This is a genomic window from Glycomyces sp. NPDC047010 (genome assembly GCF_040644205.1).
Taxonomy (GTDB): domain Bacteria; phylum Actinomycetota; class Actinomycetes; order Mycobacteriales; family Micromonosporaceae; genus Glycomyces.
Map to the genome: position 1 here is coordinate 1 of NZ_JBEYVY010000016.1, position 14,938 is coordinate 14,938.

Sequence of the window (14,938 nt, forward strand, 5' to 3'; positions counted from 1 at the left end):
GCGACCCCTTGAGATGAAACGCAGAACCGCCCTCACCGCCGCAGGCGCCGGCGTCTTCGGCATCGCCGCCGCCGCGGCCGTCCCGGCCCTGGCCGAGGCCGTCGGCGACGACCGCGGCAAGCCGAGCGCCGGCAAGTTCGTGCGCGGCGCCGACGTCTCCGGCCTGATCAAGAACGAGGACTACGGCGCCGTGTACCGCAAGGCCAACGGCCGCACCGGCGACGCCGTGAAGATCCTCGCCGACAGCGGCGTGAACACGCTGCGCGCGAAGGTCTGGGTCGACCCGGCCGACGGGTACAACGACAAGGACCACGTGGTCGAGCTCGGCAAGCGCGCCAAGCGCGCCGGGATGGACCTCATGGTGGACTTCCACTACTCCGACGCCTGGGCCGACCCGGGCAAGCAGAACAAGCCCGCCGCCTGGGCGGACCTGGCGTTCGCGGACCTGAAGACCGCCGTGTACGAGCACACCGCCGACGTGCTCGGCGCGCTCAAGCGGGCCGGGGTGAAGCCCGCGCTCGTGCAGGTCGGCAACGAGACCAATGGCGGGCTGCTGTGGCCCGACGGCCGCTGGGACCAGCTGGAGCAGATGGCGGAGCTCCTGGCCGCCGGGTGCGACGCCGTCCACGACACCGCGCCGCACGCGAAGGCCGTGCTGCACCTGGCCGAAGGCGGGAACAACGGCGCGTTCACGTGGTTCTTCGACAACGCCGTGGCGAACGGCGTGCCGTTCGACGCGATCGGCGCCTCGTACTACCCGTACTGGCACGGGCCGCTCTCGGGCCTGGAGGCGAACCTGAACGACCTCGCGGGCCGGTACGGGAAGCCGATCTACGTGGTCGAGACCGCGTACCCGTTCACCACCGAGGACTCCGACGGGTTCGCGAACATCATCACGGACGCCGAGCCGGTGGCCGGGTACCCGTCGAGCCCCGAGAACCAGTCGTACTGGCTGGAGCAGGTCGCCGAGGTCGTCAGGAACGTGCCCGACGGCCTCGGCAGGGGCGTCGTCTACTGGGAGCCGACCTGGACGGGCGTCGCAGGCGCCGGGTGGGACCCGGCCGACCCGTCCAGCGGCAACGGCTGGGAGAACCAGGCCCTGTTCGACTTCGACGGGAAGCCGCTCCCGGGCCTGAAGACCCTCGGGCGCCTCTAGAAGGGCCAGGGGCCGAAGCGGCCCCAGGCGATCACGGCGGCGATCAGGAACAGGACGCCGTTGGTCACGAGCGAGGCGTACTCGCCCTTGCGGACGTGGTAGGCCGCGGCGAGGACCATGATGAGGGCGAGCCCGGTCGCGGCGACCGGGGTCAGCACGACCGCGATGCCGGTGACGGCGGGCAGGATCAGGCCGAGGGCGCCGAGGGCTTCGACGATGCCGACGAACTTGACGGTGCCGGCCGAGAAGTCGTTCACCCACGGCATGTTCGGGGCGAGCTTCTCCTTCGGCTGGGTCGTCTTCATCACGCCGGCGGCGAGGAAGGCCAGCGCGAGCAGACCTTGCAGGATCCAGAGCAGGACGTTCATGTGGGCGTTCTCCCAAAGGAATCGACGGGGGCCGCTCCCAAGCGGAGCGGTCTTTCCGGTTGTAGGCGCTGAGTGTAACAACACAAGCGGATAGGGCATTCCACTTGGTTAGGATTGCGGGATGGAAGCCGACCGCAAGCGCCCCCGCCGCCTCCGCTGCGACGCGGAGCAGAACCGCGACCGCATCATCGAGGCGGCGCGGGGGGTGTACGAGCGGGAGGGCCTGAGCGCGTCGATGGCGTCGATCGCGCGGGCCGCGGGGGTGGGGATCGCGACGCTGTTCCGGCGGTTCCCGACCAGGTCGGAGCTGATCGCGGCGGTGTTCGAGGACGCCATGGAGCGCAACCGGGCCGCGGCGGTGGCGGCCGGGGAGCGCGGGTCGGCGTGGGACGGGTTCCGCGAGTACGTGGCGACCGTGTGCGGGCTCCAGGCGGACAACCGCGGGTTCGCGGAGGTGCTGACGATGAACTTCGCGGGCGCCAGGAACCTGGAGAAGGCGCGTCAGGAGGCGTTCGCGGCGTTCTCGGACCTGATCGGGCGGGCCAAGGCCGAGGGGCGGCTGCGGGAGGACTTCGCGCCGGAGGACCTGCTGATCCTGCTCATGGCGAACGCGGGGGTGCTCGCTGCTGCCACGGACGCGGCGGGCGAGGCGTCGCGGCGGCTGGTGGGGCAGATGCTGCGGGCGTTCGCGGTGGACGCGGAGGAGCCGCTGCCGGAGGCGCCCGCGCCGAAGCGGCTGCTGCGCGGGATGGTGCGGGGGCGCCGGGGCGGCGGCTGCTAGCCCGTGGCGAGCTTGGCGGCGAAGCCGATCATGACGGCGCCGACGAGGCCGTTCCCTGCCGCGGCGAGGCGGCGGCGCCGCCGGAACGTCTGGGCGAGGCCGTCCCCGGCGAGGATGAGCGCCGTCAGGTACATCATCGAGAACGCCTGGATGATGACGTACAGGACGCCGTAGCTGAGGACCGGGTAGGCGTAGTTCGGGTCGACGAACTGCACGAAGAACGAGACGAAGAACAGGATGGCCTTCGGGTTGAGGAGGCTCGCCACGAGCGCGCGCATGAAGGGCCGCTCGGTGGCGGCGAACGCGGGGGCGGGTGCGTCCTCGACCGCGTCGCCGCGGCGGGCCGCGCGCCAGGATTTGATCCCGCCGCGGATGAGCCCGAACGCGAGGTAGGCGAGGTAGGCGACGCCCGCCCAGCGGACGGCGTTGTAGACCACCGCGGAGGTGGCGAAGACCGAGGCGAGCCCGGCGGCGGTGGCGACCATGAGGACGGAGTCGCCGCAGAACACCGCGGCCGCGGCCTTGAACCCGTCGCGGCGGCCGCGGCGGGAGGCCACGGACAGCACGTACAGCGAGTTGGGTCCGGGCAGCAGGATGATGAGGACCGAGGCGACGACGTAGGTCCACAGGTCGACGGTGCCGAACACGGGCGCTTCCTCTCAACGCGGGGGGCGCATCGATGCGAGCCGCGCTCGCGCGGCGAAACGGTCCCAGCGTAGCGCGCTGTCGGAGCGGGGCCCTATGCTGTGGCGACCGGGGCCGGGGGCGCGTGCGGGTATGCGCCTCCGGCCCCTTCGCGTCACGAGTTGTCGAGGCGCGGGATCACGAGCTCCTTGCCGATGAGGCGGATCGCGGCGTAGATCGGGACCGACAGGACGATGCCGATGACGCCGAAGAGGGTCCCGCCGACGAGGACCGCGACGATCGCGGCGAGGTTCGACACCTTCACCGCGCTGCGCATCACCGTCGGGTAGATGACCCAGTTCTCCAGCTGCTGGTAGGCGATGAAGAAGATCGCGGACGCGACGGCCGTCATCGGGGAGACCGCGAGGGCCACGAGCGTGACGACGACCGCGCCGATGGTGGCGCCGATCTGCGGGATGAGGTCGAGCAGGGCCACCAGGAGCGCCAGGAGCGCGCCGTAGGGGATGCCGACGATGGCCATGAAGATCCACGACGAGATGCCCGCGACGAGGCCGATGGCGAGCGCGCCGATGAGGTAGGCGCCGACCTGCTGGAGGATGCCGTCGAGGATGCGGCCGGTCTGCTCGCGCTTGGAGGCGGCGACCAGGCGCAGGGTGCCCTGGCGCAGCTGCGTGTAGGCCGCGAGGATGAAGACCGTGAGGAGGATCGTGGTGACGGTCCAGACCAGGCCGTTGGCCGCGGAGGCCGCGCCGCCCGCGACGCCGCCGAGGGCCTTGGAGATGTTGGAGGCGGTGAGGACGTCCTGGGCGCGGTCGGCCAGGCCCGCCTCGCCGCCGAACCGCTCGGCGAGCTTGCTGCTCATGATGGCGTCGTAGTACCCGGGGACGTTCTCCACGAACTGCGTGGTCTCGCGCACGAGCGCGGGGATGATCGCGGCGATGCCGCCGCAGAAGACGAGGAACACCCCGAGGAACAGGATCGTCATGGCGAGCCAGCGCGGCATGCGGCGGCGGGTCATGGTGGAGATGATGCGTTCGAGGCCGACCGCGAGGAACGTCGCCACGACCAGGGCCGTGATGACCGTGCTCAGCTCCTGGATCGACCAGACCAGTGCGTACGCGACGGCGAGGCCGAGTCCGAGGAGGACGCCCGCGGTGAGCGGGGGGCTCTGGGAGAGACTTCTGCGCAGCGGCAGTCCGGGTTTGTCAGCCATGGGAGATGTCTAGCAGATTCAGCGGACCGGGGTCACTCTCGGTGCACCGGTGTCGGCGTCGTGATCCACTGTGACCGGCTGGCGGTAGACCGCGCCGAGGCGGTCGGCGGTGTAGACGTCGGCGGGCTTCCCGCAGGCGGCGATGCGCCCTTCGGAGAGGAGGGCGGTGCGGTCGGAGTAGGCGGCGGCCAGGTCGAGGTCGTGGAGGACGATGACGACGGCGCGGCCCTCCGCGGCGAGTTCGCGGCAGCGACGGCCCACGAGCTCCTGGTGGCGCAGGTCGAGGGCGGCGGTGGGCTCGTCGAGGAGGACGAGTCCGGCGTCCTGGGCGACGACGCGGGCGAGCATGACGCGGGCCTGCTCGCCGCCGGACAGGGACGTGAAGGGCCGCTGGGCGAACGGCGCGGTCTCGGTGCGGTCGAGGGCGTCGGCGACGCGCTCCTCGTCGTGGTCGGCGCGGTCGGTCCCGGCCCAGGGGGCGCGGCCCATCTCGACGACTTCGCGGACGGTGAAGGGGAACGAGACCTGGTGGGCCTGCGGGAGGACGGCGCGGCGGCGGGCGATGTCGAGGGGGCTCCACTCGCCGACGGGGCGGTCCCACAGGAGGGCGCGGCCGGTGGCGGGCGCGAGGTCGCCGGAGAGGGCGGCGAGGAGCGTGGACTTCCCGGCGCCGTTGGGGCCGACGAGGCTGAGCACTTCCCCGGCGTTGACGTCGAGGTCGACGCCGCGGAGGATCTCCTTGCCGCCCAGGCTGACTCGCAGGTCCTCGGCGGCGGCGGGGCGGTCGGGGACGGTGCCTATGTCAGTGGTGCGGCGCTGGCGCAGGCGCATCAGGCCCAGCCTCCTTGGCGGCGTCGGGTGCGTCGCAGCAGCCAGAAGAAGAAGGGGCTGCCGACGAGGGCGGTGAGGATGCCGAGGGGGATCTCGGCGGGGGCGGCGAGGGTGCGGGCGGCGAGGTCGGCCCAGACGATGACGGCGGCGCCGCCGATCGTGGACAGCGGCAGGAGGGCCCGGTGGCCGGGCCCGGCCACCATGCGCACGAGGTGCGGGACGACGAGTCCGATGAAGCCGATGACGCCGGAGACGGCGACGGCGGCGCCGGTGAGGAGCGCGACGATGACGATGAGGTGCAGGCGGAGCCGTTCGACGTCCACGCCGAGGTGGCGGGCGGGGCGCTCGCCGAGGGCGAGGAGGTCGAGGCGGCGGCCGTACGTGGGTGCGAGGAGGAGGCCGATCGCGGCGAGCGGGAGGACGGCGAGGATCTTCGGCCAGGTGGCCTGGGAGAGGCTGCCCATCTGCCAGAAGGTGATCGCGGTGATCTCGTCGTTGTCGGCGTAGAAGATGAACACGCCGATGAGGGCCCCGGCGAGACCGTTGACGGCGACGCCGGTGAGCACGAGCGTGACGACCTCGGTGCGCCCGCCGGAGCGGGACAGGAAGTACACGACGGCGACGGTGACGAGTCCGGCGGCGAAGGCGCACAGGGAGATCGTCCAGTTCCCGGCGAACGTGAACCCGAAGGCGATGGCGCACACGGCGCCGACGGCCGCGCCGGAGGAGACGCCGATGACGCCGGGCTCGGCGAGCGGGTTGCCGAACATGCCCTGCATGAGGGCGCCCGCGGTCGCGAGGCTGGCGCCGACGAGGACGCCGAGGACCACGCGCGGGAAGCGGATGTTCCACAGCACGGACTCCCCCGTGCCGTCGACGGGCGCGCCGCCGAGGCCGAGCCGGTGGCCGATGGAGGAGACGATGTCGCCCAGGGGGATCGGGAAGGCGCCGCTGGACGCGGACACGAGGACGCCGAGCGCGAGGGCCGCGGTGAGGCCGAGGCCGAGGAGGGCGGGGACGGCCCAGCGGCGGCGGGCCGGGACCGCGGGCGCGTCGAGTTCCGGTTCCGTTGCGGTGGCGGTCATTCGGTGTCGCCGTCGTTGGAAGTGCCGTGGAGCTGGGCGGCGAGGTCGGCGACGATGTCGCCGGTGCGGGGACCGTAGTTGAGCATGATGCCGTCGGGCAGGTGCGCGATGCGCTCGTCCTCTCCCGCGGGGGTCTGGGCGACGCCGGGGATCTCCAGGAGCCCGGCGACGCCGCCGACGGAGTCGAGTCCCTTGTCCATCACCAGGATCACGTCGGGTGCGGCGGCCGCGAGGGCTTCGGGGGTGAGCTCCAGGAAGTCCCCTTCGAGGGCCTCGGCGCCCGCGTCGATGCCGCCCGCGGCCTCGATGAGGGAGGTGGCGCCGGAGTCGCGCGCGCCGATCATGTAGACGGACGCGGAGCCGCGCAGGTACAGGAAGGCCACGCGCGGCGGGTTCGACAGGTCGAGTCCCTCGGTCGCGGCGGCGATGCCCGCCTCGGTGCGCTCCACGAGCTGCGCGCCGAGGTCGGCGACGCCGAGGACTCCGGCGACGGCGGTGATGCGCTCGGCGGCGGCGTCGATGCCGTCGGCGGGGTCGAAGACGACGATCGGGACCCCGGCGGCGGCGATCTGGTCGAGCGCGGTCTGCGGCCCGGAGCTGGTCTCGGCGAGCACCAGGTCCGGCTGGAGCGACAGGACCCCTTCGGCGGAGATGTCGTGGCCGTGGCTGACGACGGGGAGGTCCGCGGCCTGCTCGAAGGTCGCGGTGATGTCGCGGGCGACGACGCGGTCGCCGAGGCCGAGCGTGAAGACGATCTCCGAGAGCGACCCGGAGAGCGGCACGATCGCGTCGGCGGACTCGACGGTGACGGCCGCCCCGGTCGCGTCGGTGACGGTGACCGGGAGTGCCGGTTCGGCGCTCGCCGCGATCGGGTCGACGCGGTCGACGGCGGCCTCGACGGTGGTCTCGGCCTCGGATTCGCCGGTGCCGCAAGCGGAGAGGGCGAGGAGGATCGCGGCGCCGACGGCGGTCGCTCGGAAGGTCCGGCGGGGGTCTGGGCGCACGGCGTTCTCCAGTTCTGTCTTCAGGCGGCCGATCGAGCATAGGTTAGGCTTCGCTAATAATAGTTAGCACCCCCTTTGCTTCGGCGGTACTACTTAGGTTAGCCTTGCCTTCGTTGAACGTGAATACGGAGGTCCCCCCATGCCCCACGCCACCCGCCGCCTGACGGGAGCGCTGACCGCCGCCTGCGCATTGGCCGCGGCGCTGCTCCTGTGGGCCGCACCGGCGCACGCCGACGACCTCTCCGGCGGGCGGCTCGACTGGGGCGTCAAGGAGTCGTTCCGCTCCTACATCACCGGGCCCATCGCCCAGGGCGAGATCCAGACCGGCGACGGCGCGTCGACATCTGACGGCGCCTACCGGTTCCACTCGGCCGCGGGCACCTACGAGGACGGCACCGCCGTCGTCGACTACCAGGGCTGGGTCTACTTCTGGGGCCACGACGGCGAACTGGACCTGACCTTCGCGAACCCGTCCGTGGAGTACTCCGGGTCCTCCGGGACGCTCTACGTGTACGTCAACGGCACCCGCACCGACATGGCCAGCCTCAGCGGCGCGTCCTTGCAGGCCAGCGGCGGCACGGTCTCGGTGAGCGGCGCCGCCGCGACCCTGACGGCCAACGGCGCCAACGCGTTCGCCGGGTACTACGAGGCCGGGCAGGAGCTCGACCCGGTGTCGTTCAGCGCCGACGTCGCGGCCGAGCCCGAAGAGACCGAGGCGCCCACCGAGAGCGCCGGCGCTGAGGAGACCGGGGACGCCGTGACCGGCGCGGTCGTCGACTGGGGCGTCCGCACCTCCTGGCGCGAGTACGTGTCCGGCGACATCGCCGAGGGCGCCTGGACCGTCGCCGACGGCGCGGCCGACGGCGGCGCGGTCTTCCGCTTCGCCGAGGGCGCCGGGACCGCCACGGCCGCCGACTACTCGCTGGCGTTCCAAGGGACCGTGGCCTTCACCGGCACGGACGTGGACCTCGTGCTCACCGACCCGATGATCACCGCGACCGCCGGGAAGGGCGTGCTGTCGGCCGAAGTGGACGGGGCCCGCGTGGACCTCGTGTCCTTCGAGGCCGAACTCGCTGAAGCCGACGGCGTGCTGCTCGCCGAGGACGTGCCCACCGTGCTGACCGAGGCCGCCGTGCCCGTGTTCGGCGGGTTCTACCAGGCGGGCGACCCCATGGACCCGCTGCTCATCGCCGTGCCGCTCACCGCAGACGCGGTGCTGCCCGCGCTCCCCGACCTCGGGTCCGACCCCGTCGAACCCGCGACCAGCTCCCCTGAGACCGCGGACGCCGACACCGCATCGACGGAGACCGGCATGAACCCGCTCGTGTGGATCGTCCCCGTCGCCATCGCCGTGCTGCTCGGCGCCGGAGCCGCGGTCGTCGCGGTCGTCCAGCGCCGCAAGCGGACCACAGAGGACTCCCCCGCGGCCCCGCCCGCGGGGGACACCCCCGACCCCATCCAGGACGGGCCCGAGGGCCCGGACGAAGACAAGGAGAAATAGCCCATGAGAGCCCCCACCCGCAAGCGCGTCGCGGCCTTCGCCGCACTCGCCCTGGGCGCCGGAGCCGTCGTCGGACTCGCCGCGGTCCCCGCCCAGGCCCAGGAGCCCGCCAAGTACCCCATCGTGGACGGCTCGGTCGTCTGGGGCGTCAAGGAGTCCTTCCGGAACTACGTGACCGGCCCCATCGCGGGCGGCGCGATCGAGGCCGTGGACGGCGCGTCGGTCAACGACGACGGGACGTTCACGTTCAAGCCCGTCACCGGCGTCTCCGACCTGCCGAACCAGACCACCGAGACCACCGCCCCCGGCGGCGTCCGGTTCACCGGCCACCACGGCGAGCTCGACCTCCTCATCGAGAACGTCGAGACCGTCAGCGACACCGAGTCCTACACCGGCGCGATCTACGCCGACGTGACCTCCGGGGACGACGTCTTCGAGGACGTCCACTTCGCGGACTTCACCGTCGGCTCCTGGACCTGGGTGAACGGGTTCAGCACGCTCACCGACGCGCCCGTGGTCCTCACGGCGGACGGTGCGGAGGCGTTCGCCGGGTTCTACAAGGCCGGCGACGCGCTCGACCCGATCACCATCGCCGTCAAGACCGACATGACGGACCCGATCGAGGAGCCCACGGAGGAGGAGCCGTCCTCCGAGGACCCCACGTCCGAGGCCCCGAGCAGTGAGGAGCCCGGCGGCACGGTCTACGACGTGACCGGCGGCGACGCGGACTGGGGCGTCAAGGAGTCGTTCCGGTCCTACGTGACCGGCCCGATCGCGAACGGCGAGATCACCGTCGCCGAGCCCGCGACCGAGAACGCCGACGGGACCTACCACTTCCCCGAGGCCGCGGGCACCTTCACCGCCGAGACCTGCCACCTCGACGCGTCCTTCGCGGGCGGCGTCAACTTCTACGGCCACGAGGGCGAACTCGACCTGGACCTGGCCGACCTGAGCGTCAAGAGCGTCGACGGCGGGCTGGCCGTGTTCTCCGGCGCGACTCAGATCGCTGACGTCGTGGTCGGGGAGCTCGCCATCGCCGGCGGCGCCGTGACCGTGGACGGCGCGGCCGCGACCGTGGCCGCGGGCGGCGTGGACTTCTTCGGCGGCTTCTACACCGAGGGCACCGCGCTCGACCCGGTGAGCTTCACCGTCCAGATCGCCGACGCCCCCGACACCACCTGCGAGCCGACCGGCACCCCCGGCGGCGGTGGCACCGGCGGCGAGGACACCGGGACTGACTCGGCCGGCGCGGGCTCGCCCAAGCTGCCGGTGACCGGCTCCCCGCTGGTCCTGTTCGTCGCCGCGGCCGGCGCGCTCCTCGCGGGCGGCGTCGCGGTCATGGTCCTGGCGCGCCGCCGCGCGCTCCAGGCGTAAGAGCATCACTCCAGAGGAGGGGCCGCCTCGCCTGCAACCGGGCGGCCCCTCCCGCACGATCCGTAGGCACGGCGAAGGGCCGGTGGCACAGCCACCGGCCCTTTCGGGTCGCATTCAGACGGCTTTGAAGCCGTGGGCGAGGAAGCGGCGGGTCTGGTAGCGGCGGACCCAGGCGATGGACGCGAACAGGACCAGCAGGATGATCGGGGTGTAGACCGGGAAGTCCAGGATCGTGGCGTTGAAGATCGCGGCGCCGACCATGAGCAGGCTCAGGCCGGTCGCGGCCAGGCCGGAGACGCGCGGGATCAGCAGGCCGACGCCGCCCGCGACCTCCAGGGCGCCGATGGCGTACATGAACCAGTCGCCCCAGCCGATGAGGTCGAAGCCCTCGGCCGCGGACTCGGCGCCGAACAGCTTCGGGGCGCCGGAGGCGGCGATCATGAAGACGCCGAGGAGCGCCTGGAGGACCCACAGGGTCACGTGCAGGCCCTTGGCGGGGCGCTCGGCGTCGACGGTCTTCTCAGTGGCAATGTCGTTGGCGCTCATAATGTCTCGTACCTTCCGGGAGTATCGGGCTCTCGTATGTGAAGACGAGGGTGCGCCCGCGGATTCATCGCCGCCGGGGAGGTTTTCCGGCGCGGGCGTCGGACCGCGCGGATACGGTGGGGGCATGATCGACAGCCGCCAGGTGCTGAGGTACCGCACGCACGTCCAGCAGCTCGACCGCGGGCGCGGCACGCTCGCCGACACGGCGGTCCTCGACCTCGGGGTGCAGGAGACCGGCCCGGACGGGGCGATGTGGGCGCTGGCGGTGCGCGGAGCGGAGGTCGACGAGGCGGACCTGGTGTGGCTGTGGACGCTGCGCGGCGCCCCGCACGCGTACCGGCGCGCCGACATGGGCGCCGTCGCCGCCGCGACCGCCCCGTGGTCGGACGCCGACGCGGCCAAGCGGATCTTCGACGCCTCAAAGCCGCTCAAGGCCGCGGGCATCCCCGTGCTCGAAGCGCTCGACACCGTCGCGGCCGAGATGAAGCGGATCGTCACCGCCCCGATGGTCAAGGGCGAGATGTCGACCCGGCTCCACGAGGCGCTGCCGGAGCCGTACCAGCGGTTCTGCCGGTCCTGCGATGCGGTGCACCTGTACGAGATGCCGTTCCGCCTCGCCGCGGTCCGCGCCGGGCTGGAGCTGGAGGCGCACACCTCGCCGCCGGTCCTCAAGCCCGTCAAGGGGTTCAAGGTGCCGGACTCGGTCCCTGAGCGGCTCGACCCGGTCCGCGCCTACCTGCACCTGTGCGGGCCCGCGACGGTGAAGGAGGTCGCCGAGTACCTCGACTCCCCCGTCAAGGAGGTCAAGGCCCACTGGCCCGAGGACGCCGTCGAGATCGACGTGGCCGGGGAGCGGCGGTGGATCCTCGCCGGGGACGAGGCGGCCCTCCGCGAGGCCGACGCGGAGACCGTCAAGCTCGTCGGCCCCTACGACCTGCTGCTCCAGTCGCGGGACCGGAGGCTCCTCGTGGACGACCCCGCCAAGGCGAAGGCCCTGTGGCCGGTGCTCGGCCGCCCCGGCGCCGTCCTCGCGGGGGGCCGGATCGCGGGGCTGTGGCGGCCCCGCAAGTCCGGGAGGAAGTTCACGGTGCTCCTCGAACCGTGGGGGAAGGGCCTGGACCGCAAGGCGGTCGGGGCCGAGGCCGAGCGCCTCGCGGCGTTCCGCGGCGCCGCGCTCACCGCCGTGGAGTACGCGGACTGAGGGTCAGCGCTTCGCCGTCAGGTTGTCCACGAACAGGCCGTAGTCGCCGAACGCGTCGTCGATCATCGCCGGGTGCAGCCCGTAGTGGACCATCGAGTACTCGTGGCCGCGCTGGTCCCGCGGGCGGTTCAGGGCCTCCTCCAGGTTCCGCTCGTCCGCGTCGGTCCACTTCAGGTCCAACTGCTCGAACAGGGCCGGGACCGCGCGGTGCGGGTCGGCCATCATCGCGTGGTACGCGACGTCCACGGTGGTCTCGCGCGGCATCTTGATGCGCTCGCGGCGGGCCCGGTCGACCATCTCGGGGAGGATGCGCAGCCAGGTGCGGCCGATCTCGTGCGGGTCCACCGCGCCCGGCCGGTTGTGCAGGTACGCCAGGGACTCGGCCATGGAGCACATCGAGCCCATGACGGTGTGCGGGTCGCGGTGCGTCCACACGAACTTCGCGTCGGGGAACACCGCGTGGATCGCCTTGGTCTCCCCGAGGCAGTCGGGGTGCTTGAGCATCCAGCGCGGCGTCGGCCGCCGGTACTGGAGGATCTGGAGCGTGTCGCGCACGAACCGGTAGTCGGGGCGGGCGTCGTAGGTCGAGAGGAAGTCGGTGTACTCCGGCATGGGCGCCATGGTGTTGTGCAGGCGGCTCTGGTTGAGCAGGAAGTAGATCTCCTCGACCCAGTCGGAGCGGACCGGGTGGATGCGGCCCCACGAGGGGCTCAGGGTGAGGATCTGGTCGAGCTTGCGCTGGGTGCGGCGGCGCAGCCGCTCCTCCTCCTCGACGGGGCGGGCGAGCCCGATGTTGTCCATCTCCCACATGTAGGGCCCGCGCCCGCCCTGGGCGTTCGCGAGGACCTTGTGGGTGAGCGTGGTGGCCGTGCGGGGCAGGCCGATCACGAACACGGGCGCCTCGATCCGCTCGCGCCTGACCTCCGGATGCCGGGCCTGGAGGCGGCGCACGCGGAACAGGTTCCCGATGCGGGTCCTGATCATGTCGTGGACCGAGAGCCACCCGACGCCGCTGAGCGACTCGACGGCGGCGATGCGGTGCAGGAACGCCCGCAGGTGCTCCAGGGACCGCTCGTCCTCCTCGGTGAGGACGGCCCCGTCCAGGTCGGAGCGCTCGCTCAGCAGGACCTTGTCGAAGACGCGGTCGGGGTCGCGGCGGGCCTTGGCGGCGGGGGCGGTGATGGTGTTGACGAGGCGCATCTTGGCGGTGGTGCGGCGCATGCGGAAGGGGTCCTCTCTCCGTCGGCATTGGACACCGGAAGGGCGGATTCCCACGTACCGTAGCGCAATCGACGCACACAGAGAAGACCCGCGAGTCGCCTTTGTCACTTGCAGGCGGACTGCGCGGGTCTGAACTGTATTTCCGATTCATTCCATCGGATTAGTGCAATTGATGCCGGATGGTCCGCGGCGCTATTCGCCGGTCTCGCCGTCGATGGATTCGCGGATCAGGTCGGCGTGGCCGTTGTGCCGCGCGTACTCCTCGACCATGTGGACCAGGAGCCAGCGCAGGGTCGGGGTGCGGCCGTCGGGCCACGAGACGCGGGCGGGGAGGTCGAGGCCGCCGTCCGCCAGGGCCTCGGCGGTGAGCTCGCGGGCGCGGGCGACGCTCGCCGCCCACAGGGCCCGGAGCTCCTCGGGGGTGTCCTGGGCGGCCGAGTGCCAGTCCCAGTCCCGGTCGGCCTTCCAGTCCACGGAGTCCCACGGCTCGCCCATGGGCCGGCCGAGCAGGTCCTCGGCGAACCAGCTCACCTCCACGAGCGCGAGGTGCTTCATCATGCCGCCCAGCGTCATCGAGGAGGGCGCCAGCGCGGTGCCGAGCGCCGCGGCGTCGAGGCCGCGGGTCTTCCACTCGAAGGTGGCGCGGTGGAATTCGAGGAAGCCGAGGAGCGTCTCGGTCTCGTCTCCCTCGGTGGGGGGCTCGGGTCGGCCCTGCTCGTCGGTGAAGGTCATGCCCGGACTGTATCGGACGACCGCGCGGGATCGCGCCGCAATCGGTTTCCGGAAGTTCCGGAATGCGTCATCCGAGTTCAAGCTATTTACATGCCTCAATGTTTACCGGTAACCTGTCCCTGCGGCCGGGCGCAACTCCGAGAAGTCCTTGAAACTTCCGGCCCGAGCCGCGGTGAGAGAGGCGAGGCAATGGCAATCCCAGTGAGAACGAGACTGAAGGCGGTGCGGGCGGCGCTGATGGCGGCCGCCCTGGCCGCCACGATGGCGGCCGCGGCGCTGAGCGCCAGCGCGCAGTCGACGGACGACTCGGCCGACCCGGTGCAGGCCGAGGCGCTGCCGACGAGCTACACGTGGAGCTCCAGCGGCGTGCTGGCGGGCCCGAAGCCCGACGCGTCCCACCCGTCCATCGCGGGCCTGAAGGACCCGTCGGTGGTGTACTCGGGCGGGAAGTGGCACGTGTTCGCGAGCATCGCGAGCTCCGGCGGGTACAACATGGTGTACTTCAGCTTCACGGACTGGTCGCAGGCGGCGTCGGCGACCCACTACTACCTCGACCAGTCGGGGATCGGCACCGGGTACCGGGCCGCGCCGCAGGTGTTCTTCTATGAGCCGCAAGGACTCTGGTACCTGGTGTACCAGGACGGGAACGCGGCGTTCTCCACCAACGCGAACATCGCGAACCCGGCCGGCTGGTCGGCGCCGCGGCACTTCTACTCGGGGATGCCGCAGATCATCAGGGACAACATCGGCAGCGGCTACTGGGTGGACATGTGGGTCACCTGCGACGACGCGAACTGCCACCTGTTCTCCTCGGACGACAACGGGCACCTGTACCGGTCGCAGACCTCGGTGGCGAACTTCCCGAACGGGATGAGCGAGCCGGTGATCGCCATGCAGGACTCCAACAAGTACGCGCTGTGGGAGGCCAGCAACGTGTACAAGGTGCAGGGCTCGAACCAGTACCTGCTCCTGGTGGAGGCGTTCGGGAGCGCGGGCCGGTACTTCCGGTCGTGGACGTCGACGAGCATCGCCGGGCCGTGGACGGCGCTGGCGGACTCGAACGCGAACCCGTTCATGGCGGCGTCGAACGTGTCGTTCCCGGGCGGGGCGTGGACCGAGGACATCTCCCACGGGGAGATGCTGCGCGCGGGCGTGAACCAGAAGCTGGAGATCAGCCCGTGCAACATGCGGTACGTGTACCAGGGCGTCGATCCGAGCGCGGGCGGCGACTACAACAGCCTGCCGTGGCGCCTCGGGCTCTTGACGCAGACGAACACCGC

At 71.8% G+C, this 14,938-nt stretch carries 14 protein-coding genes and 1 pseudogene; 6 read left to right on the top strand and 9 right to left on the bottom strand.

Annotation, left to right across the window (positions count from 1 at the left end; translation table 11 throughout):
• Positions 1–13: 13 nt before the first annotated feature.
• On the top strand, positions 14–1,156 hold the full coding sequence (locus AB0A65_RS24840) for an arabinogalactan endo-1,4-beta-galactosidase (protein WP_359954928.1): 1,143 nt from the start codon (positions 14–16) through the stop codon (positions 1,154–1,156).
• On the opposite strand, the gene AB0A65_RS24845 is transcribed toward AB0A65_RS24840, so the two are convergent.
• Positions 1,153–1,524: a DoxX family protein gene (locus tag AB0A65_RS24845; RefSeq protein WP_359954930.1), complete on the bottom strand. Its 372-nt coding sequence runs from the start codon at positions 1,522–1,524 to the stop codon at positions 1,153–1,155. The genes AB0A65_RS24840 and AB0A65_RS24845 overlap by 4 nt on opposite strands.
• A 121-nt stretch (positions 1,525–1,645) precedes the next feature.
• Between AB0A65_RS24845 and AB0A65_RS24850 the strand changes: the two genes are divergently transcribed.
• Positions 1,646–2,305, top strand: coding sequence for a helix-turn-helix domain-containing protein (locus AB0A65_RS24850; RefSeq protein WP_359954932.1), 660 nt, complete (start codon positions 1,646–1,648; stop codon positions 2,303–2,305).
• Here the strand turns inward: AB0A65_RS24850 and leuE are convergent.
• The 5 genes from leuE to AB0A65_RS24875 form a co-directional block, all read right to left on the bottom strand.
• Positions 2,302–2,952 (bottom strand): leucine efflux protein LeuE, encoded by a 651-nt coding sequence (gene leuE / locus AB0A65_RS24855; RefSeq protein ID WP_359954934.1) that lies wholly within the window; start codon positions 2,950–2,952, stop codon positions 2,302–2,304. The genes AB0A65_RS24850 and leuE overlap by 4 nt on opposite strands.
• A 152-nt stretch (positions 2,953–3,104) precedes the next feature.
• Positions 3,105–4,163 carry an AI-2E family transporter gene (locus AB0A65_RS24860; protein ID WP_359954937.1) on the bottom strand — a complete coding sequence of 353 codons (1,059 nt, stop codon included), beginning with the start codon at positions 4,161–4,163 and terminating at the stop codon, positions 3,105–3,107.
• Positions 4,164–4,181: 18 nt separating this feature from the next.
• The gene (locus tag AB0A65_RS24865) at positions 4,182–4,994 is read right to left on the bottom strand and encodes a heme ABC transporter ATP-binding protein (protein WP_359954940.1); all 813 of its coding nucleotides are present in this window, start codon (positions 4,992–4,994) and stop codon (positions 4,182–4,184) included.
• Positions 4,994–6,079, bottom strand: coding sequence for an iron ABC transporter permease (locus AB0A65_RS24870; RefSeq protein WP_359954943.1), 1,086 nt, complete (start codon positions 6,077–6,079; stop codon positions 4,994–4,996). The genes AB0A65_RS24865 and AB0A65_RS24870 overlap by 1 nt, the downstream gene beginning before the upstream one ends.
• Positions 6,076–7,083, bottom strand: coding sequence for an ABC transporter substrate-binding protein (locus AB0A65_RS24875; RefSeq protein WP_359954946.1), 1,008 nt, complete (start codon positions 7,081–7,083; stop codon positions 6,076–6,078). Before AB0A65_RS24875 ends, AB0A65_RS24870 begins: the two co-directional genes overlap by 4 nt.
• A 139-nt stretch (positions 7,084–7,222) precedes the next feature.
• Here AB0A65_RS24875 and AB0A65_RS24880 point away from each other — a divergent pair, with 139 nt between their 5' ends.
• The gene (locus AB0A65_RS24880) at positions 7,223–8,584 is read left to right on the top strand and encodes an HtaA domain-containing protein (protein WP_359954949.1); all 1,362 of its coding nucleotides are present in this window, start codon (positions 7,223–7,225) and stop codon (positions 8,582–8,584) included.
• 3 nt (positions 8,585–8,587) lie between these two features.
• Positions 8,588–9,958, top strand: a complete 1,371-nt coding sequence (locus AB0A65_RS24885; protein ID WP_359954952.1) for an HtaA domain-containing protein — start codon at positions 8,588–8,590, stop codon at positions 9,956–9,958.
• A 114-nt stretch (positions 9,959–10,072) separates the two neighbouring features.
• Here the strand turns inward: AB0A65_RS24885 and AB0A65_RS24890 are convergent, their stop codons facing one another.
• Complete coding sequence (locus AB0A65_RS24890; RefSeq protein ID WP_359954955.1) at positions 10,073–10,504, bottom strand: DoxX family protein; 432 nt, start codon at positions 10,502–10,504, stop codon at positions 10,073–10,075.
• A gap of 124 nt (positions 10,505–10,628) precedes the next feature.
• Between AB0A65_RS24890 and AB0A65_RS24895 the strand changes: the two genes are divergently transcribed.
• The gene (locus AB0A65_RS24895; RefSeq protein ID WP_359954958.1) at positions 10,629–11,705 is read left to right on the top strand and encodes a winged helix DNA-binding domain-containing protein; all 1,077 of its coding nucleotides are present in this window, start codon (positions 10,629–10,631) and stop codon (positions 11,703–11,705) included.
• Between the two features lie 3 nt (positions 11,706–11,708).
• Here AB0A65_RS24895 and AB0A65_RS24900 read toward each other — a convergent pair whose 3' ends face one another.
• Both AB0A65_RS24900 and AB0A65_RS24905 read right to left on the bottom strand, forming a co-directional pair.
• The gene (locus tag AB0A65_RS24900; protein WP_359954961.1) at positions 11,709–12,926 is read right to left on the bottom strand and encodes a sulfotransferase; all 1,218 of its coding nucleotides are present in this window, start codon (positions 12,924–12,926) and stop codon (positions 11,709–11,711) included.
• 192 nt (positions 12,927–13,118) lie between these two features.
• A complete protein-coding gene (locus AB0A65_RS24905) occupies positions 13,119–13,658 on the bottom strand; it encodes a DinB family protein (RefSeq protein WP_359954964.1) in 540 nt (179 codons plus the stop codon).
• A gap of 324 nt (positions 13,659–13,982) precedes the next feature.
• Here AB0A65_RS24905 and AB0A65_RS24910 point away from each other — a divergent pair.
• A pseudogene (locus tag AB0A65_RS24910) lies at positions 13,983–14,936 on the top strand (non-reducing end alpha-L-arabinofuranosidase family hydrolase); the annotation flags it as partial.
• Positions 14,937–14,938: the final 2 nt, after the last annotated feature.

Coding starts and splice junctions, on each gene's coding strand:
- AB0A65_RS24870 (WP_359954943.1), bottom strand. CDS start 6,079: ATGACCGCCACCGCAACGGAACCGGAACTCGACGCGCCCGCGGTCCCG.
- AB0A65_RS24895 (WP_359954958.1), top strand. CDS start 10,629: ATGATCGACAGCCGCCAGGTGCTGAGGTACCGCACGCACGTCCAGCAG.
- AB0A65_RS24840 (WP_359954928.1), top strand. CDS start 14: ATGAAACGCAGAACCGCCCTCACCGCCGCAGGCGCCGGCGTCTTCGGC.
- AB0A65_RS24865 (WP_359954940.1), bottom strand. CDS start 4,994: ATGCGCCTGCGCCAGCGCCGCACCACTGACATAGGCACCGTCCCCGAC.
- AB0A65_RS24845 (WP_359954930.1), bottom strand. CDS start 1,524: ATGAACGTCCTGCTCTGGATCCTGCAAGGTCTGCTCGCGCTGGCCTTC.
- AB0A65_RS24905 (WP_359954964.1), bottom strand. CDS start 13,658: ATGACCTTCACCGACGAGCAGGGCCGACCCGAGCCCCCCACCGAGGGA.
- AB0A65_RS24890 (WP_359954955.1), bottom strand. CDS start 10,504: ATGAGCGCCAACGACATTGCCACTGAGAAGACCGTCGACGCCGAGCGC.
- AB0A65_RS24850 (WP_359954932.1), top strand. CDS start 1,646: ATGGAAGCCGACCGCAAGCGCCCCCGCCGCCTCCGCTGCGACGCGGAG.
- AB0A65_RS24880 (WP_359954949.1), top strand. CDS start 7,223: ATGCCCCACGCCACCCGCCGCCTGACGGGAGCGCTGACCGCCGCCTGC.
- AB0A65_RS24885 (WP_359954952.1), top strand. CDS start 8,588: ATGAGAGCCCCCACCCGCAAGCGCGTCGCGGCCTTCGCCGCACTCGCC.
- AB0A65_RS24860 (WP_359954937.1), bottom strand. CDS start 4,163: ATGGCTGACAAACCCGGACTGCCGCTGCGCAGAAGTCTCTCCCAGAGC.
- AB0A65_RS24900 (WP_359954961.1), bottom strand. CDS start 12,926: ATGCGCCGCACCACCGCCAAGATGCGCCTCGTCAACACCATCACCGCC.